This window comes from Gemmatimonadales bacterium (assembly GCA_035502185.1).
Taxonomy (GTDB): Bacteria; Gemmatimonadota; Gemmatimonadetes; order Gemmatimonadales; family JACORV01; genus Fen-1245.
The window spans coordinates 1-18631 of record DATJUT010000006.1; the positions used below are offsets into that span (position 1 = coordinate 1).

General features: G+C 72.7%; 17 protein-coding genes, 2 tRNA genes and 1 rRNA gene. 5 read left to right on the forward strand and 15 right to left on the reverse strand.

What is annotated here, in order from left to right:
- A 16S ribosomal RNA gene (locus tag VMF70_00385) occupies positions 1-135 on the reverse strand; the annotation flags it as partial.
- Between the two features lie 373 nt (positions 136-508).
- Here VMF70_00385 and VMF70_00390 point away from each other — a divergent pair.
- The gene (locus tag VMF70_00390) at positions 509-2377 is read left to right on the forward strand and encodes a formate--tetrahydrofolate ligase (GenBank protein HTT66460.1); all 1869 of its coding nucleotides are present in this window, start codon (positions 509-511) and stop codon (positions 2375-2377) included.
- A 4-nt stretch (positions 2378-2381) separates the two neighbouring features.
- Here VMF70_00390 and VMF70_00395 read toward each other — a convergent pair whose 3' ends face one another.
- Complete coding sequence (locus tag VMF70_00395; protein HTT66461.1) at positions 2382-3227, reverse strand: glycoside hydrolase family 16 protein; 846 nt, start codon at positions 3225-3227, stop codon at positions 2382-2384.
- A 43-nt stretch (positions 3228-3270) separates the two neighbouring features.
- Positions 3271-5052 (reverse strand): HEAT repeat domain-containing protein, encoded by a 1782-nt coding sequence (locus tag VMF70_00400; protein HTT66462.1) that lies wholly within the window; start codon positions 5050-5052, stop codon positions 3271-3273.
- Positions 5053-5680: 628 nt separating this feature from the next.
- On the opposite strand from VMF70_00400, the gene VMF70_00405 reads away from it, so the two are divergent.
- Both VMF70_00405 and VMF70_00410 read left to right on the forward strand, forming a co-directional pair.
- Positions 5681-6181: a hypothetical protein gene (locus tag VMF70_00405; GenBank protein ID HTT66463.1), complete on the forward strand. Its 501-nt coding sequence runs from the start codon at positions 5681-5683 to the stop codon at positions 6179-6181.
- Between the two features lie 66 nt (positions 6182-6247).
- Positions 6248-7816 (forward strand): nitrilase-related carbon-nitrogen hydrolase, encoded by a 1569-nt coding sequence (locus tag VMF70_00410; protein ID HTT66464.1) that lies wholly within the window; start codon positions 6248-6250, stop codon positions 7814-7816.
- 50 nt (positions 7817-7866) lie between these two features.
- Here the strand turns inward: VMF70_00410 and VMF70_00415 are convergent.
- A tRNA-Arg gene (locus tag VMF70_00415) sits at positions 7867-7940 on the reverse strand.
- A 238-nt stretch (positions 7941-8178) separates the two neighbouring features.
- Here VMF70_00415 and VMF70_00420 point away from each other — a divergent pair.
- Positions 8179-10299 (forward strand): S46 family peptidase, encoded by a 2121-nt coding sequence (locus VMF70_00420; protein ID HTT66465.1) that lies wholly within the window; start codon positions 8179-8181, stop codon positions 10297-10299.
- Positions 10300-10545: 246 nt separating this feature from the next.
- Positions 10546-11190, forward strand: a complete 645-nt coding sequence (locus VMF70_00425; protein ID HTT66466.1) for a porin family protein — start codon at positions 10546-10548, stop codon at positions 11188-11190.
- Positions 11191-11283: 93 nt separating this feature from the next.
- Here the strand turns inward: VMF70_00425 and VMF70_00430 are convergent, their stop codons facing one another.
- The 11 genes from VMF70_00430 to VMF70_00480 all read right to left on the reverse strand — a co-directional run bounded on the left by VMF70_00430 (position 11284) and on the right by VMF70_00480 (position 18629).
- A complete protein-coding gene (locus VMF70_00430; GenBank protein HTT66467.1) occupies positions 11284-11580 on the reverse strand; it encodes a hypothetical protein in 297 nt (98 codons plus the stop codon).
- Positions 11577-12692 carry an exo-alpha-sialidase gene (locus VMF70_00435; GenBank protein ID HTT66468.1) on the reverse strand — a complete coding sequence of 372 codons (1116 nt, stop codon included), beginning with the start codon at positions 12690-12692 and terminating at the stop codon, positions 11577-11579. The genes VMF70_00430 and VMF70_00435 overlap by 4 nt, the downstream gene beginning before the upstream one ends.
- 39 nt (positions 12693-12731) lie before the next feature.
- Positions 12732-13286: an adenine phosphoribosyltransferase gene (locus VMF70_00440; protein HTT66469.1), complete on the reverse strand. Its 555-nt coding sequence runs from the start codon at positions 13284-13286 to the stop codon at positions 12732-12734.
- Positions 13283-14899, reverse strand: coding sequence for a hypothetical protein (locus tag VMF70_00445; GenBank protein HTT66470.1), 1617 nt, complete (start codon positions 14897-14899; stop codon positions 13283-13285). Before VMF70_00445 ends, VMF70_00440 begins: the two co-directional genes overlap by 4 nt.
- 167 nt (positions 14900-15066) lie before the next feature.
- Positions 15067-15140: transfer RNA gene (locus VMF70_00450), tRNA-Pro, on the reverse strand.
- A 97-nt stretch (positions 15141-15237) separates the two neighbouring features.
- Positions 15238-15873 carry a non-canonical purine NTP pyrophosphatase gene (locus VMF70_00455; GenBank protein HTT66471.1) on the reverse strand — a complete coding sequence of 212 codons (636 nt, stop codon included), beginning with the start codon at positions 15871-15873 and terminating at the stop codon, positions 15238-15240.
- Positions 15870-16580 carry a ribonuclease PH gene (rph, locus tag VMF70_00460; GenBank protein HTT66472.1) on the reverse strand — a complete coding sequence of 237 codons (711 nt, stop codon included), beginning with the start codon at positions 16578-16580 and terminating at the stop codon, positions 15870-15872. The genes VMF70_00455 and rph overlap by 4 nt, the downstream gene beginning before the upstream one ends.
- Positions 16567-17064 (reverse strand): D-glycero-beta-D-manno-heptose 1-phosphate adenylyltransferase, encoded by a 498-nt coding sequence (gene rfaE2 / locus VMF70_00465; protein HTT66473.1) that lies wholly within the window; start codon positions 17062-17064, stop codon positions 16567-16569. Before rfaE2 ends, rph begins: the two co-directional genes overlap by 14 nt.
- The gene (locus VMF70_00470) at positions 17064-17444 is read right to left on the reverse strand and encodes a hypothetical protein (GenBank protein HTT66474.1); all 381 of its coding nucleotides are present in this window, start codon (positions 17442-17444) and stop codon (positions 17064-17066) included. The genes rfaE2 and VMF70_00470 overlap by 1 nt, the downstream gene beginning before the upstream one ends.
- Entirely contained in the window at positions 17438-17941 is a 504-nt protein-coding gene (locus VMF70_00475) for an LptE family protein (protein ID HTT66475.1), read from the reverse strand. Before VMF70_00475 ends, VMF70_00470 begins: the two co-directional genes overlap by 7 nt.
- The gene (locus VMF70_00480; protein HTT66476.1) at positions 17919-18629 is read right to left on the reverse strand and encodes a hypothetical protein; all 711 of its coding nucleotides are present in this window, start codon (positions 18627-18629) and stop codon (positions 17919-17921) included. Before VMF70_00480 ends, VMF70_00475 begins: the two co-directional genes overlap by 23 nt.
- Between the last annotated feature and the right edge of the window lie 2 nt (positions 18630-18631).

The window sequence follows — 18631 nt, forward strand, 5'->3', positions numbered from 1 at the left end:
CCGTCGGACATGTTGCTCACGTGTTACGCACCCGTCCGCCACTGACTTGAGAGTTGCCCCCCAAGCCCGTTCGACTTGCATGTGTTAGGCACGCCGCCAGCGTTCGTCCTGAGCCAGGATCAAACTCTCCAACGTTTGAATAGCTCAATTGACCGAACGACTTGGTCGTCCGAATCACAGAAACTCAGAATTTGGTGTCCCCTCCCGGCGCGCTTCTGAGTACCCGCCGGTGCTATCGGGGCCACCCGAGTTCCGCACTCTCCGACTTCAGTTTTCAAACAGCGGCCCGCCGCCAAGAAAAGTTCGCGGCGAGCATGTAAAGCTAGACCAGCGATGGACTCAAGTCAACTGCCGGTACCCCGCCAAGCGTCCGGCCCGCACGGGCCGGCTGCGGCCGCCCGCCCGCGCGCCAACGCTGCAACACCTCGCCCGTACAGCTAGATTGGTGGCCGCTCCGTCGCCCATCGCGCGTTCCCGTCGTCGACCCGCTCGCCGGAGACCCAGGCCGATGCCCGTCAAGATCACCAGACCCGTGCCCTCCGACATCGCGATCGCCCAGGCCGCCAAGCTCCGGCCCATCGAGGCGATCGCCGAGGACGCAGGACTCGAGGCGAGCGAGCTCGAGCTGTTCGGCCGGTTCAAGGCCAAGGTCCACCTCGAGGTGCGCGACCGGCTGAGCCGCCGCAAGAACGGCAAGTACATCGACGTCACGGCCATCACGCCCACGCCGCTCGGCGAGGGCAAGACCACCACCACCATCGGCTTGAGCCAGGCCATCGGCGCCCACCTCGGCCAGCGCGTGTTCGCCTGCATCCGCCAGCCGTCCCAGGGGCCCACGTTCGGCATCAAGGGCGGCGCCGCCGGCGGCGGCTACTCGCAGGTCGTGCCCATGGAGGACTTCAACCTCCACCTCACGGGCGACATTCACGCGGTCACCGCCGCCAACAACCTCGTCGCCGCGGGCATCGACGCCCGCATCCTCCACGAGCGCGCCAACCCGGACAACGCCAAGCTCGGCCGCGCGCTGTGCCCCGACGGGAGCTTCGCCCGCGGCATCGCCGACCGCGCCCGGCGGCTGGGCATCACGGCCCGGCGCTACGAGGACCTCACGCCCGAGGAGATGGGACGGCTGTTCCGGCTCGACATCGACCCCGCCAGCATCACCTGGCAGCGGGTGCTCGACGTCAACGACCGGTTCCTGCGCCGCCTCCAGATCGGCCTCGGCGACGCCGAGAAGGGCAACGAGCGCGTCACCGGCTTCGACATCTCCGTGGCGAGCGAGGTGATGGCGATCCTCGCGCTCACCACCGGCCTCGAGGACATGCGCGAGCGCTTCGGCCGCGTGGTGATCGGCACCAGCCGCGCCGGCGAGCCGGTGACCTGCGAGGATCTCGGCGTGGCCGGCGCCATGGCCGTCCTGATGAAGGACGCCATCCAGCCCAACCTCCTCCAGACCCTCGAGGGCACCCCGGCGTTCGTGCACGCCGGACCGTTCGCCAACATCGCGCACGGCAACTCCTCGATCGTCGCGGACCAGATCGCCCTGAAGCTCGCCGACTACACCGTCACGGAGTCCGGCTTCGGCGCCGACATCGGGATGGAGAAGTTCCTTGACATCAAGTGCCGCTACTCCGGCCTGGTGCCGAACGTGATCGTCATCGTCGCCACGGTCCGCGCGCTCAAGATGCACGGGGGCGGCCCCAAGGTCGTGGCCGGCCGGCCGCTCGATCCGGCCTACACGGAGGAGAACCTGGCGCTGCTGGAGAAGGGCGCGGCGAACCTCGCCAAGCACATCGAGAACGCCAAGCTGTTCGGCATCCCGGTGTGCGTGGCGGTGAACTCCTTCCAGTACGACACGGCGGCCGAGGTCGCCCTGGTGCAGCGGATCGCCCGCGAGGCGGGCTCCGAGGGCGCGTTCAAGTGCACCCACTGGATGGACGGCGGCAAGGGCGCCCTCGAGCTGGCCGAGGCCGTGACCGGCGCGGCGAGGCGCACCAGCCACTTCGAGTACCTCTACCCGCTCGACTGGCCGATCAAGAAGAAGATCGAAACCATCGCCACCCGGATCTACGGCGCCGACGGCGTGGACTACCTGCCCGAGGCCGAGGCCAAGGTGGAGCTGTACACCCGGCTCGGCTTCGACCGGCTGCCGATCTGCATGGCCAAGACGCACCTCAGCCTCTCGCACGACCCCGCGCTCAAGGGTCGGCCCACCGGCTGGCGCCTGCCGATCCGCGACATCCGGGCGTCGGTGGGCGCGGGCTTCCTCTATCCGCTGTGCGGGACGATGCAGACGATGCCGGGCCTGCCGACGCGGCCGGTCTACTACGACGTGGACCTGGACCTCAAGACGGGACGCGTGGTGGGGCTGTTCTAGCGCCTCAGCGCTGCCACACCCGCACGTAGTCCACCGCCATCCGCGTCCCGCTCGCCCCCCGCGCGCCGTAGCCGCCGGCCGGGATGCGGCCGGCCCACGAGCCGTCCTGCACCTCGCAGGTCAGCCTGATGAACTCCGGCCGGTGCGACACGCCCGACCAGGTCTCCCACTGCCGCACGCCGTCGAGGAAGAACGCGTAGTGCGCCGGCGTCCACTCCAGCGCGTAGGTGTGCCACCCGCCCTGGAGCGGGGCGGCTCCGGCGGGCGGAGCGCCCGCGCCCCCCGCGTGCTTGTGGTCGGGCCCGTAGCCGTCCCAGTGCACGTTGGCCACGTAGCCGTTCGAGATGTCCGCGCCCGCGGTGTCGGTGGCGCGGTGCTCGACGACGTCGATCTCGGCGCCGCCGGACGCCGGGTCGCCGACCGGCACGCCCATCCCGGGCGCGGTCATCCAGAACGCGCCCCACTCTCCGGGCGACGACTCGAAGCGCACCCGTGCCTCGAACCAGCCGTAGGTCCACTGCCCCTTCCCGGCCGTGTCGAGGAAGCCGGTCCAGGGGGTGCCGTCCTCGGTGTAGGTGGTGATGGTCAGCAGGCCGTCCGCCAGCGACAGCGCGTCCGCCGTGTTGCGAGCGTCTCGCCGGGGGCCCGCGTAGACCGTCCAGCGCGAGCTGTCGAGCGCGGCGCCGTCGAACTCCTCCCTCCACACCAGGCGGTATCCGGACCGCGGCGGAGCGGGAATCGGAGCCCCGGCGGGCGCCGCGTGCGGCGCGCGCACCGGCGCGCGGGGGCTGCATCCCGCGACGGCGGCGAGGGACGCCGCCAGCGGAATCAGCCGGGCCGGATGAGCCACGGGGTGGCGAATCGGGCGGACGCCGCGGCCGGCGCCGCCGGCCTCAGGAGCCGACCGAGGCCGCGCGGGCCTTGAGCTCCTCGAGGGCGTGCAGCACGGCCTCGCGGACGGCCTTGTCGCCGTCGCGGGCGAGGTTGTTGAGCGCGGCGGCTGCGGCCGTCCCGCCCGCCAGCCGCAGCCCCTCGACGGCCGCGACCCGGTTGGCCGACGGGCGCCGGCTCAGCAGCCGCCCGCCCGGCTCGGCCGCCTTGACCAGGGCCTGCACGGCCTCCGCCGTGCCGATGCGCCCCAGCGCGCGATAGTACTCGCGCAGCACGTCGAGCTCCTCCTCCTGGTCGGCGAATGCCACCAGCGGCATCGCGAGCGCGCGGGACGAATGCCCGCCGATGCTCGCGGCGATGAGGGCCCGCAGCTCCTTGTCGCCTTCCTTGAGGACGTGGCGCAGCGGCTCCACCGTGGACGGGGTTCCGATCTTGGCGAGCGCGATGGCCGCCGCGCGGCGCACCCGCGGGTCACCGTGCGTGAGGCACCTGACCAGGTTGGGCACCGCCTCCTCGACCCGCTGGATGCCCATCGCCTCGGCGATGTTGCGGACGACGAACCACTGCGAGCTCTCGAGCATGTGGACGACCTGCTCGAGGCCCTCCGGGATCCCCCGCAGCGCCGTGACCACGGCCCGGCGCTCCTTCAGCTCGTCCGCCGCCGCTAGGCGGCCCAGGAGCACCACGGCCGCCTCGGCGCCGCCGCGCTGCATCACCTTGATCGCCTCGGGCCCGAGCCGCGGGTCGCTGACGAACGGCGCGACCTGCGCCAGGTGCTCGCGGGTCAGGATGCGCTGCAGCACGATCCGGTAGCTGTTCTGGGCGCTCCCCACGGGCGCCTCGGGCTCCCAGGCGATCATCGCCGCCAGCGCGTGCACGGCGGCATCGACCTCGTTCTGCTCCAGCGCGTCCTGGATGCTGAGGAACAGGTCGGTCAGCCGGTCGAGGATGTTCGCGGCATAGGGCTCGCGGGCGACCTCGGCCAGCGCCATGGCCAGGGGCTTCTTCGGCGGGCCCACGGGCAGGCCGAGGTCGGGCAGCGCACCCGACGGGTCGAACGACCCAGGTGGGGCCAGGGACCGCTCCCCGGCGGTCCGAAAGCCCGGCACCTGCTCGTCCTGGGCGGGACCCTGCGACGCCGGGGCGGTGACGCCCGGCGTGCCCGGGCCCGGCACGGCTTCGGGCGTGGGCCGCCGCTCGCCCGAGCCCCGCTTGAAGCCGGCGTCGATGGCGTGGGCGACGGCCGGCAGGTCGTACGCCGGCCCCTTCGGCGCCGCCGGGGGCGGCGCCGCGCCCGCGGTCGGCGGCGGCAGCCTCGCGGCGGCCTGCTCGATGGCCTCGGCCTCGAACGCCTGCGTGACGCTCTGGCCGCGGCGGGTCTCGTCCGTCTCCTCCGTCTGCAGCGGAATGACCATGATCGCGGTCGAATGCGCGTCGCGCAGCCGCATCTTGATGCGCTGCGCGCCGCCGGCCGCGGGGTCCGAGGCGAGGCCGCGGATCAGGGCGAGCAGCTCCACGGGCGTCGCGCCCTTGGCGATCGCGATCTCCGCGACCCCGTGGTCACGGATCCGCTCGATCACGCCCGGCACGAACGGCAGCGAGTCGGGGATGCCCACGTCGTCCACGGTGAGCATGTCCTGGTACACGCGCACCATGGCGGATGCGATGGACGTGAGCGCGAACACGGCGCTCAACGCCGCCTTCCGCTCCGCGACCGGCGCGCCGGTCCGCGTCAGCTCGAGCGAGCGTCCGAAGGAGACGGCGAAGATCTCGTGGTTGAACATGGGGTCGCCGGCCTCAGGCCGCGCTCAACGGGGACGGAGCCAGCGCGCGATGCCTCGATGGGCGAGGCACGCACGCTTGCGCTCTCGGGCGAACGAATAGGTGCCGTCGCGGCACCGCGCCGTGGCGCCCTTCGGGGCGCGCACCGACCCGCTCCGCGCCGTGGAGCCGGATCGGCGCGACGTTCCGGGCGTCGGCGCGAGCCACTCGGCGACGCCGCGGTGGTGCGCGCAGGCGAGCCGCCTGCTGCGCGGACCGTAGTAGTATGTTCCATCGCTGCAATGGGCCGTGGGGTTCCGTTGGGCCGGCAGCGCCGCCGCTGCGCCGATCGGGCTGAGGCACAGCGTCGTCACGAACGCCAGGAGCGGACGGCACATGGAGCGCATTCGCCGGTTCCTTCCGACCGTCGTGGACGGGAGTGGTCGAACCCCTGCAAGAGTGCGGAAAGCCCAATGGGGAGTCAAGATGCGTGCTTCGACGGGCGCCCCTCCCGCGACGCCCTGTCGGCCCACGGCGGCCGGCGGGCGCGCGGCTGGCGTGCCGCCCGGCGAGCCGCCATTGTTCGCCGGGGCGTGTGGCCGCCCCCGTGCGCACTCCGGCACCCGGTGCCGGGCCAACGAAGGAGGACCGATGCGCCGCCTGGCCGCGTCCCTGGTCGTGGCGCTGACCTGTGGGATCTCCGCTGCGGGGCACGCTCAGGGTGCCCGCAACATCGCGTCGCTCGCCGGCGTGGACGGGATCGAAATCGTCGTCGAGGAGATGAACCCGGCCCAGGAGGCGCTCGGACTCTCGGAGCGGGCGATTCGCTCGGACGTCGAGGTGCAGCTGCGTCGCGCCGCCGTGCACGTGGTGTCCCAGGTGCCGCAGTGCGGCGTGCTGCCCTGCCTCTACGTCCACGTCACCACCACCACCGGGACGGGGACCACCGCCTCGTTCGTTCACGTCGGTCTCCAGCAGCTCGTGAGCCTCAGCCGCGACACGTCGCTCGCCATCTCGGTGGAGACCTGGCGGGCCCTGGGCCGGATCGGGCTGGCGCCGAGCAGCCAGACGGCCGACCGGGTGCGGGACGCCGTGCGCAACGAGGTGGACCAGTTCATCACCGCCTACCTGGACGCGAACCCGCGGCACTAGGTGCGGGGCGCCGATTCCGAGCCGCCGTCCGGCACGAACCGGACTGACCGCCCGCGAGGGGGCGATGTGACCGGAACGGGCGTCAGCCAGAGCGTCCTCTCGGCCATCAAGACCTTCCTGCATCACCGAAGTGCGCGGATCGCGCTGGCGATCGTCTCGGGAGTGTTGTTCTACCTCACCTTCGATCTCAATCCATGGTGGCCGGCGGCCTGGTTGGCGCCGGTGCCGGTGCTCCTGGCCTGCCTGGCGGCACCTGCCAAGGAAGCGCGATGGCTCGCCTGGCTCGTCCCGGCGATCGGCGTCCTCTCGAACTTCAGCTACTACCTCGAGGTCACCGGCCCCCTGGTCACCGTCGTGGTCACGGTGCTGCAGGTGTTGATGTGGGGCTTCCTCCTCCTTCAGGCGCGGCGCGCGCTGCTGCTGTCGCGGCGCTGGTTCGTCGCGTTCCGCTTCCCCACCCTGGTGGCCGCGCTTTCGACGCTCGTCGTGTCCGTCTCGCCACATGGGGCCTGGGGCGATCTGGCCAATTCGCAGGCGGCGGCGACGCCGGTCATTCAGATCGCCTCCCTCCTGGGCGCTCCGGCCGTGGTCTTCGTGGTCATGCTGTTCGCGTCGACGACGGCCACGGCGATCCACCTCGGCGGCTCGGTCGATCACCCGCGGGCGGCCTACGGCCTGCCCGCCCTGCTCGTCATCGGGACGATCGCCTTCGGGGTGGGCCGTCTTGCCCTGGCGCCCGAGGCCGCGGCACGGGTGCGCGTGGGCCTCGTGTCCATCGACGATTTCGTTGGCCGGCGCGCGTCGCCCGCGCGGGTCGAGGAGGTGTGGTACGGCTACGAGGAAGGCATCGCCAAACTCTCGAGCGAGGGTGCCCGGATCGTCGTGCTGCCCGAAAAGATCCAGGCCCTGACGCCGGACGATGCGCAGCAGCGCCAACGCCGGATGGCCGAGGCGGCACGGCGCTCGGGAGTCTACCTCGTCGTGGGGGCACAGATCGATCGCGATCCCTCCCATGCTCGCGGCCGCAAGGACAATGTGGCGTGGCTGATCGATCCCGCCGGCGCGGTCATGGCCGAGTACCGGAAGCAGCAGCTGGTGCCTCGCCTCGAGGGCGACCTGACCCCCGGCCACGAGGACGTGGTCGAGTCCATCGCCTTGACCGGGCAGGACTCGGTGCGGGTCGGCCTAGTCATCTGCCGGGATCTGTTGTTCCCCCAGCTCGGCCGGCGCTACGGGAACCTCGGCGCCACGGCCCTGCTGGTGCCGGCCTGGGACTTCCATCGCGACGCCTGGATGGCCTCGAGCATCGCGGCACTCCGAGGCGTGGAGAACGGCTATGCGGTGCTGCGGGCCGGCCGCGAGAGCTACCTCAACGTCAGCGACCGCTACGGGCGCGTGCTCGGCCGGCGCCGGAGCGCCTTGTTCCCCGGTACGAGCCTGGTGGCCGACGTGCCCATGGGCCCACCCGAGCCGACGATCTACACCAGGATCGGCGACGTATTCGGCTTGCTGTGCGTGGTCGCATCGGCGGCCTGGCTCGTCATACGAGGCGTAGCGCCTCACCAGGCGACGGCGCGACCGAGCCCACCGAGGAGTCCGCAGCCTCGGTCGCGGCCCGAACCGCCGGCCGAGTAGCCAACGGAAAGCCCCACGGTGGTCCTGCGGTGGGACTTCGTGTTTCCGGATGCGCCAGGCAGGGCTCGAACCTGCGACCCGCAGCTTAGAAGGCTGCCGCTCTATCCAGCTGAGCTACTGGCGCGCATCGAAGGCGCTGCGCCAATCTAGCAGCGGAAGCGCGAGGCCATCAACGAGGTCCCACTCGCCACGGCGGGATGCCCAGCCACCGGACGGGCCACCCGTTCGGAAGGGGGGTTGGCGTCCCCGGAAGCAGCGAGGCGGCACCCGGTCCCCGACGCCGACTCGCTTCCCGGTGTCCAACAGGGTTGATTCCAGCGGTTGGCAGGCTCGATTGGCTTGGCACACACCGGAGGCATTGCATGCGACTCGGTTCCCGCATCACGTTGCCCGTGCTGGCGCTCGGCATCTGCTTCGCCGCCACCGGCCGGGCGCAGCAGCCCGCGACCACGACGGAGTACCCCGGGCTCCAGACCGGGAAGATGTGGACCTTCGACGCTCCGCCGCTCGACTACTGGGCCCGGCGCTACAACTTCCACCCGACGCAGGCCTGGCTCGACCACGCCCGCCTCTCGGCGGTCCGGATTCCGGGCTGCACCGCATCGTTCGTCTCCCCCGACGGGCTGATCATGTCGAACCACCACTGCGCGCGCGGTTGCGCCGACGCGGTGACCCGCCCCGGCGAGGACTTCCTGGCCAACGGCTTCTACGCGCCGACCCGCGCCGAGGAGCGAGCCTGCCCCAACTTCACGGTGGACCAGCTGGTCGAGATCACCGACGTCACGGCCGCGGTGAACGGCGCCGCGCCGGCCGGCGCCACGGCCGAGCGGGCCTCGGCCGCACGCGACTCGGCGACGGACGCCATCCAGAGCCGCTGCGAGCAGGGCACGCCCAACAGCCACTGCGAAGTGATCGACATGTACCACGGCGGCCAGTACAAGCTGTACCGGTTCCACCGCTGGACCGAGGCGCGTCTGGTGTTCGTGCCGGAGACCGACGCGGCCTCCTTCGGCGGCGATCCGGACAACTTCACCTATCCCCGTCACGACATGGACGTGTCGTTCATCCGCGTGTACGAGAACGGCCAGCCGGCGAAGATCGAGCACTACTACCGCTGGAGCCGCGACGGCTCGAAGGAAGGCGACCTGGTGTTCGTGGTCGGCAACCCCGGCAACACCAGCCGCCTGATGACGATCGCCCAGCTCGAGTACCTGCGGGACATCCAGTATCCGGCGATCCTCGCGCAGCTCAATGCGCAGGTCGCGGTCTTCCAGCAGCTGGCCCGGCTGAGCCCCGAGCGGGCCCGTGCCGTCGAGAACACCATCTTCTACCTGCAGAACTCGCAGAAGGCGTACATCGGCTACCAGGCCGGCCTGCTGGACAACCGGCTCCTGGAGCAGAAGCGCGCCTGGGAGCGCGACTTCCGCGCCAGGGTCGACGCCAACCCGGATCTGAAGCGCCAATACGGGGCCGCGTGGGACGACCTCGCGCGCATCAAGGCCGAGGAGCGGACGCTGGACGTGCGCAGCCGCTACTACGGGTTCGCCGGCTATCGCTCGCGGCTGCTCAACATGGCCGGCGCTCTGGTGCGCCTGCCCGTCGAGACCGCCAAGCCCGACAGCGCGCGGCTGCCGGCCTACCAGGACGCGAACCGCCCCAACCTGGAGCGGATGCTCGCCAGTCCCGCCCCGATCGACACCACGCAGGAGATCGCGCTCCTGACCGCGTACTTCACCGCGATGGCGCGCGAGCTGCCCGCCACCGACCCCGTGCGCCGCGCCGCCCTGGGCGGCCGCTCGCCGGCTGACGCCGTGCGCGCGATGGTCGCGGCCACCACGATCGGGACGGCCGAGCAGCGCCACGCGCTGCTCGAGGGCGGCAGCGCCGCCGTGGCCGCCTCGGACGACCCGTTCATCAAGCTGGCGCGGGTCATCGACCCGCTGGGGCGGCCCATCCTCAAGCGGATGAACACGCTCCAGAGCCAGGAGGAGGAGAACGGGGCGCTGGTGGCCCGGGCGCTGCTCGCCGTGTTCGGCAACACGGTCGCGCCCGACGCGACCTTCAGCCTGCGCATCTCCGACGGCGAGGTGGCGCGCTATCCGTACAACGGGACCTTCGGGCAGCCGTATACGACCTTCTACGGCCTGTACGACCGCTCGTTCGGGTTCGCGCAGCAGGCGCCGTGGAACCTGGCGCCGCGCTGGCTGGCGGCGAGGACCCAGGTGAATCTCGCGACGCCTCTCAACGGGGTCTCGACCAACGACATCACGGGCGGGAATTCCGGCTCGCCGCTGATCAACCGGGACGGGGAGATCGTCGGGCTCATCTTCGACGGCAACATCGAGCAGCTGCCGCTCGATTTCATCTTCCTCGAGGCGACCGGAAGGTCGGTGTGGGTCGACTCGCGCGGCATCGTCGAGGCGCTGCGGCACGTGTACGACGCCGGGACGCTGGCCGACGAGCTGGCGCGCGGCAACCAGTAGCAGTCCCTGACCGGGCGCACGGCGGGCGGCCGACGGCGGCCGCCCGCTTGCGCGCACCGGGGCCACCGACTCACCTTGTCGGCATTGGCAGTGACGCCACCCTAACGCCGCGGACGTAGGCTCGCCATGTTCACGAGGCGCGGTCCGCGCAGTTCCAGCGGCGCATCGGCCCGGCTCAGGCGGCCGGGCGTGGGTGAGCGTCAGGCCAGGATCCGTGGCTTCCTCGTCACCTCCGGAGGTTTGACAATGCGAGTGCTATCGGTAGCGGCTGGTGTCCTGCTGTCATCCAGTCTCGTCGTCCACGCCGGTCTGGCGCAGAAGGTGAAGAGCAGCGCCACCGCTCCCACGTTCGGGCTCATCGCGGGCGCCAACTTCGCCACCTTCACCGGCAGCGACGCGAGCGGCGTGAAGACGCTCACCGGCCTCGTGGTCGGGGCGCAGGCGACCTTCAGCTTCAACCCGACGGTGTTCCTGCAGCCGCAGCTCCTGTATTCGATGAAGGGCGCCCAGGAGTCGTTTGCGGACACCACCGACAAGGTGAAGCTGAACTACATCGAGCTGCCGGTCCTGCTCGGCGTCCACCTCGCGTCGGCGCAGCGGCACGTTCGTCCCTACATCATGGCGGGGCCCACCGTCGCGTACCTCTCGAGCTGCAAGTTCAGCGAGTCCTTCGGCGGCGCGTCGGGCGAGGCGAGCTGTGCCAGCGGTTCGACCAACTCCATCGACTTCGGCGTCACGGGTGGGGCCGGCATCGAAGCGGCGACGGGCCGGGTGACGCTGAGCCTGGCTGCGCGGTACGCGCTCGGCTTGAGCGAGCCGATCAAGAACTCCAACATCAAGAACGCGGGCTTCAACGTCAGCGTGGGCGCGGCCATTCCGCTCGGCCACTAGGCCGCGCGAGCGCGGCGCTCCGCGCCTCCATGCACACAGCGGGCGGCCGACATCGGCCGCCCGCTGTCTTCCTCCCCTGCCCCGACGCCGGCGCTACCCGCCCGCGATCGCCCCCACGACCATGAACGGCTCGGCGCCGCACGCCACCGCCTCGGGCAGCGGGGCGTCGGGCGGCTCGTGCGACAGGTCACGGCGGCAGGCGAAGAACCGGATGAACGGCCGCCGCCTCCGCGTGACCTGGTCGCGGATGGTGCCGCGGAGCATCGGGTAGGACGCCTCGAGGGCGTCGAGCACGGCCGCCTGGGTGACCGGACCGGAGACCTCGAGCGCGACGTCGTCGTCGACCCGCGCCAGCGTGCGCAGGTGCGTCGGGAGCGCGACCAGGATCACGGCAGCGTCTGGACCTCGACCGAGAGCACGGCCGGCAGGTCGCGGACGATCGGCGTCCAGCTGTCGCCGGCGTCGGCCGAGGCGTACACCTGGCCCCCCGTCGTGCCGAAGTAGATCCCGCACGGATCGAGCGAGTCCACCGACGACGCGTCGCGCAGCACGTTGACGTAGCAGTCGCGCTGCGGCAGCCCCTTGGTGAGCGCCTCCCACTCGTTGCCGCCGCTGCGGCTGCGGTACACGCGCAGCCGGCCGTCCGGCGGGTAGTGCTCCGAGTCGCTCTTGATCGGCACCACGTAGACCGTCTCCGGCTCGTGCGCGTGCACCTCGATCGGGAAGCCGAAGTCGGTGGGCAGGTTCCCGCTCACCTCGCGCCACGAGTCGCCGCCGTCGTCGCTGCGCATCACGTCCCAGTGCTTCTGCATGAACAGGGTGCCGGGCCGGGAGCGGTGCAGCGCGATGCGGTGGACGCAGTGGCCCACCTCGGCCTCCGGATCGGGGATGTGCTGCGACCGCAGCCCGCGGTTGATCGGCTTCCACGTGGTGCCGCCGTCGTCGGAGCGGAAGGCCCCCGCGGCGGAGATGGCGACGTACATCCGGCCCGGCTTGACCGGGTCCTGGAGTATCGTGTGCAGGCACATGCCCCCGGCGCCCGGGGCCCAGTGCGGCCCCGTGCCGTGACCCCGCAGGCCCGACAGCTCGTGCCAGGACGCGCCGCCGTCGGTCGTGCGGAACAGGGCCGCGTCCTCCACGCCGGCGTACACCGTGTCGGGATCGGCGAGCGACGGCTCGAAGTGCCACACCCGCTTGAACTCCCAGGGATGGGGCGTGCCGTCGTACCACTGGTGGGTGCCGGGGACGCCGTCGTAGGCGAACGTGTTGCCCACCGGCGTCCACGTCCGGCCGCCGTCGTTCGAGCGCTGAACCTGCTGCCCGAACCAGCCGCTGGTCTGCGAGGCGTACAGCCGGTCGGGATCGGCGGGCGATCCCTTGAGGTGGTAGATCTCCCAGCCGCCGAAATGAGGGCCGCTCACCTCCCAGCTGCGGCGCTGGCCGTCCGCCGTGAGGACGAACGCGCCCTTGCGCGTGCCCACGAGCAACCGCACTCCGCTCATGCCTGCCTCCCCGCCGGCGCCGCCCGCCGCGGCCGCCGCCTAGTGTCCGTCGAACGAGATGAGGGCGTGCACCGGCAGCCCCATCGCCTCCAGCCGCTTGCGGCCGCCCAGCTCGGGCAGCTCGATGATGAACGCGGCGCCGACGACCTCGGCTTTTGCCTGCCGCAGGAGGCGGCTCGCGGCCACGGCCGTTCCGCCGGTCGCGATCAGGTCGTCCACCAGGAGGACGCGCTCGCCGGTCTCGACGGCGTCGACGTGGATCTCGATCCGGTCGGTGCCGTACTCGAGGTCGTAATCGTGGCCGATCACCCGGTAGGGGAGCTTGCCCTGCTTGCGCACCGGCACGAAGCCGACGCCGAGCTGGTGTGCCAGGGCCCCGCCCAGGATGAAGCCGCGGGCCTCGATGCCGGCGACCTTGGTCGCGCCGGCGCCGGAGAAGCGGCCGGCCAGCGCGACCACCACCTCCCGGAAGCCGGCGGCATCACCCAGCAGCGTGGTGATGTCCCGGAACAGGATGCCGGGCTTGGGATAGTCCGGAATGGTCCGCACCAGCGCGCGGAGGTCGGGCGCCGGGGCCCGGCCCGGCCCGCTCACGAGCCCGCCGCGGGGAGACGGTCGCGCCCGCCGGTCGCGTGCGCGAGCAGCGCGCGGTACTCGCGCCGCCAGCGGGCGGCCGCGGCGAGGTCCCCCGAGCGCCGCGCCGCGCGCTCGGCGCCCAGCAGGCTGCGCGCGCGCCGCGGTGCGTGCGCCAGCGACGCCTCGTAGGCCTTGAGCCCGGCGGCGGGGCGCCCGACGACGACGAGCAGGTCGCCCTGCAGCTCGCGGGCGGGCAGGATCGCGCCCGGGGTCACGGGGTGCTTCGGGGTCGTTTCCTCGAGGTCGGCCGCCTGGGCCGCCAGCGACAGGGCCGAGGTCGTGTCGCCCTGGGCGAGCGCCAGCCAGGCGGCGGCGGCGAGCCGCTGGGCGTGCACGGTGCCCGCCCAGACGGGCACGTGTCGCGCCGTCGTGGAGTCGTCCAACGCCGCGAGGGCGACGAGCGCACCGCGGGCCACGGCCGTGTCACCGGCGCGCGCGCCGCCGACCGCCCGCGCGAAGAACGTCACGGCGACCGCGCCCGGATCGGTGAGGCCGGGGCGCAGCGCCAGGACCGCCGCCTCCCGCCAGCGACCGCGCTCGAGCGCGTAGCGCGCCGGGATCGCCGTCAGCGCATACTCCGCCGCCGTCGAGTGCGCGGGCGTCACCAGCTCCATCCGCCCCGCCTCCGCGACCAGGCGCCGCGCCTCGGCGTCGCGGCCCTCCTGCAGGTACGCGTATGCCATGTAGTCCATCGAGTGGAGCCGCTGGTCCCACACCGCTCCGAGGTGCTGCTCGGCCTCGTAGCGGCGCGCCGCCGCCGCCGCCGCGCCGTTGGACCTGAGCGACGCGTCCCACATCCCCAGCCGCGTGTAGATGTGCGACGGCATGTGCAGCGCGTGCGGCACCGACGGCGCGATGCTCGCGTACCGGTCGGCGGCGCGCACCGCCCGGCCGGCGAGGGCCGGGGAGTCGTAGGCGTGGATGAGGTAGTGCGCGAGGCCGGGATGATCGGGCTGGCGCTGGAACAGCGGCTCCAGGATGTCGCCCGCCGCGCGCTGCAGCGCCAGCGTGGTATCGGGCGGGGAGTTCTGCGCCACCGCGACGAGGCTCAGCGCGTAGAAGATCGCCGCCTCGGTGTCGGCCGGCTCCACCGCGTGCAGGCGCGCGAGGCCTTCGCTCCAGGCGCGGACGCGCTGCCCGAAGCTCGAGGCGGAGTCGCCGTCGTAGAACGCGCCGATCGCCTCGACGTAGCCGCGCTCGCGCGCCGTCGCGGCGCCGAGGCCGCGGGCGCGCGCCACCAGCGCGGCCCCGTCGCGGAGGTCCTTGGGCGACGAGGGCTGCCACAGCGGATGCAGCAGGCTGGTGGCTTCGCCCCACGCCGCCATGGCGCAGGTCGAATCCGCCCGGCCGGCGTCGCGGAACGCCTGCCCGGCCTCCTCGTACCAGAACGAGTGGAGCAGCGCCACCCCGCGCTCGATCGACGCCGCGGCCGCGGCGCTGCACGAGGACGGGAAGGACACCCGGCCGAGGTGCGCCGGAGGCCGGCGGCCGTGCTCGTGCATGTCCATCTGCGCCACGAGCGGACGGGCGGCCAGGGCGAGGGCGGCGACGGTGGTCAGCGCGCGCGGCACCACGGGAAATTCTCGCTGTCGGGAACGCGAGAATGGTCGCCGGGGCCGCGGCCCGGGTCAAGGGACGGCGCACGACGCGACCTCTGAACCGATCTGCAGGACAGGAGGCTGAGTGGCAAGCCGAAGCCCCGAGCGGGTCACTCCACTCGGGGCTTCGGCTTCCTCAGTCGGGGCGGCGGGATTCGAACCCGCGACCTCGTGGTCCCAAACCACGCGCGCTACCGGGCTGCGCCACACCCCGAGACGACAGATGCGAGTTGCGAGACGCCAAGTTGCGAGTGGTTACGAATCGCCCGTCGCGAGAACGCAGTCGCGTTACAAAGATAGCAGGATGCCGACTATAGCGGGCGGGCGACCAGCGCGGCGGCCAGCTGGCGGAACGCGTCGCCCCGGTGGCTCACGCCGTGCTTCTCTTCGGCCGTGGCTTCGCCGAAGGTCTTGCCCAGGCCTTCGTGGAAGAACAGCGGGTCGTAGCCGAATCCGCCCGTGCCCCGCGGCTCCTCCAGCACCCGGCCCCAGCAGCGGCCGGTGAACGCCTCGGGCGGCGCCCCCGGACGCCGCAGCAGCAGCGCGACGCAGACGTAGCAGGCGCGCCGCCGCGCCCCGGCCGCACCCTGCAGGCGGCGCAGCAGCTCCGCGTTGTTCGCCTCGTCCAGCGCCTTGCCCGTGAGCCGGCCCGCCTCGGGCGAGAACCGCTTCGACCGCACGCCCGGCGCCCCGCCGAGGGACAGCACCTCGAGCCCCGAGTCGTCGGCGGCCACCGGCAGGCCGGTCAGCTTGGCGAAGTACTCCGCTTTGGCCCGGGCGTTGGCCTGGAAGGAGTCGAAGCGCTCGAGCCGCTCCTCCTCGGAAGCCCGGTGCACGTGCGCCTCGTCGAGCGACTGCAGCTCGACGGTGGCGCCGGCCGCCTGGAGGATCTCGCGGATCTCGCGCGCCTTGTCGGCGCTGCGGGTCGCCAGCAGCAGCCGGCTCACCAGCCCAGCGCGGCGCGCTGCGCCGCGAAGATCCGCGCCGTGCCCGCCAGCGCCAGGTCGAGCAGCCGGTCCAGCTCGGCGCGGGAGAAGGTGCCGTGCTCGCCGGTGCCCTGCACTTCCACCAGCCGGTCGGGCTCCGCCACGACGACGTTGGCGTCCACGCCGGCGACGCGGTCCTCGGCGTAGCACAGGTCGAGCCGCGGCTCGCCCTCCACGATGCCGACGCTCACCGCCGCCACCAGGCGCTCGAACGGGCTCTTCACGCCCGCCGTGGCCGCGAGCCGGCCGCACGCGTCGGCCAGCGCGACGGCCGCACCGGAGACCGCGGCCGTGCGGGTGCCGCCGTCGGCCTGCAGGACGTCGCAGTCGAGCCGGATGGTGTATTCGCCGAAGTCGAAGCCGCGGAGCGCCGCCCGGGCGCTGCGGCCGATGAGGCGCTGGATCTCGTGGGTGCGGCCGCCGGCGCCCTGCCGCTCCCGCGGCGTGCGCTCGGTGGTGGCGCGCGGCAGCATCGCGTACTCGGCCGTCACCCAGCCCAGCCCGCTTCCCTTGCGCCATCCCGGCACGCCCGCCTCCACCGACGCCGTGCACAGGACCAGCGTCCCGCCCATCCGCACCAGACACGAGCCCTCGGCGTAGGGGTTGGCCCCGCGCTCCAGCGCCAGCGGCCGCAGCTCGGCCGCCGACCGGCGGTCAGCCCGCGACACCCTTCACCTTCGCGATCAGTCCGGTGGTCGAGAATCCGGTCTCGAGGGGAATGCGCACCACCCGCCCGCCGCGCGCCGTGACCACGTCGGCGCCCACGATCGCCTCGGGCGCGTAGTCGGCGCCCTTGACCAGCACGTCGGGCTGGAGCGCCGCGATCAGGTGCGCGGGCGTGTCCTCGTCGAACAGCACCACCGCGTCCACGCAGGCCAGCGCGCCCAGCACGTACGCCCGGTCGCGCTCGCGATTCAGCGGCCGCTCGGGCCCCTTGATCCGGCGAACCGACGCGTCACTGTTGAGGCCCACGACCAGCGCCTCCCCCTCCGCGCGTGCGGCCACCAGCAGCGCCACGTGCCCGCGGTGCAGCACGTCGAACACGCCGTTGGTGAACACCACCGCGCCACGCGCGGCCCGCCGCCACGCGAGCGCGGCCTCGAAGCCCAGCAGCTTGGCGGAGGGATCGGGCCGGGACGCCCCGCCCGGCACTACAACGCCGCCTTCGCGCTCGGCGTGAAGTGGAACCGGACGATCTTCCGCCAGCTGATCAGCTGGAACACCACCGAGTCGTCGTAGACGCCCCGGATGGTGATCTCCCTCGGCTCGGAGGTCCGGTGGATGTACCACGCCGTGGGGCCGAGCGGGATCCGGAGCGTGTCGGCCATCGCCACCAGCCGCTCGAGGATGACCTTGTCGGTCAACGCCGGGGCGAACGACGCCTGGGTCTTCACCTCGTCCTGCATCTGGTAGGCACGCCAGTACACGGGGATGATGGCGATGGCCGCGTACACGACGGCGACCAGCACCACGACCCCCGCGAGGCACCCGAGCCGCATCTTGCCCGCCTCCCGGCGCGGCGCAGCTACCATTGGGACTGTGCTCCTTCCACGACCTGGGTGACCAGCTTGGCGAGGGCCGTCTTGCGACCGTCGGTTTCGGCGGACCCGCCGTACTCCCCGTCCACCGTCAGACCGCTCTGCTTCCACAGCGGCTTGCCCTGCTTCTGATCGTAGATCTCCACGTTCATCGTGATGACCACCCGGCGCCGGGTGACGTCCACCGTGCCCTGCCCGGCCTGGTAGGCGAGCGGGCTGTCGGGCACGTAGGACGTGATCTCGCCACGCACGATCGCGTCGGCCTGGGCCTCGTTGACCTGCCGCAGGCCCAGGCGGCCCGACACCGCATCCTGGAGCGCGGCGAAGACCTCCTGCGTGAGCGCGGGCTCGCCGGTCCGGTTGTCGAACGGCAGCACCGCGACCGTGCGCACGTCCCCGGGCAGGCCGCCGCCGTGGAAGCTGTAGAGGCAGCCGCCGGCCCCGACCAGCAGGGCCAGCGCGCCGGCGCTACGGACGACGCCAGATCTCACTGGGAAAGGCCCCTCCGCTCTCACGCCGGTCCACGTCCATCACGAACCGGATGCTGTGCTCCAGGTCCACGGTCTCGGCCCGCACCACGGCCCCCGTCGAGTCCCGCGTCAGCGCCAGCCGGCCGATGGCCCGCTCGCCGCGCGCGGCGCTCGCGCCGAGCAGCGTGTCGCCCCTCAGCTCCAGCGTCGTGATCACGCCGCCCGCGTCCGTGACCCGGTAGACGCGGTGGTCCGCCGCCTCGCTCCGCTCCACGCTGGCCACGGAGTCCGGCGGCCGTACCACGCCGAACATGGCCCAGACCAGCGACCGGCTCGGCAGCACCTGGCGCACCAGCGCCCCCGGTTTCGACCAGGCGGAGTCGCCTGCCAGCACCAGCGTGGCGCGGCCCACCACCGGGACGCCCACGTCGAGGCGCAGCGTGTCCGGCGGCTCGAGGCGCACCGCCCCGCGGCCGCTCACGGGCGTGTCGCCGTCGTCGTAGCGCCAGCGGATCGTGAGCAGGGCCGGCGCGCCGGGCGCCGTCCGCGCGGCCGCGGCGGCGAACTCGCGCGGGCTCACCGGCACGTATGCGCCCTCCGGCGCCGGCGGCGCCGGGGGGTGAGCGCACGCGGCCAGCGCCACGGCCGCCAGGGCGCTCACCGCCCGCCGGCCGCAGCCGCCCGCCGCCGTTGCCGTCGCCGCGGTCATCG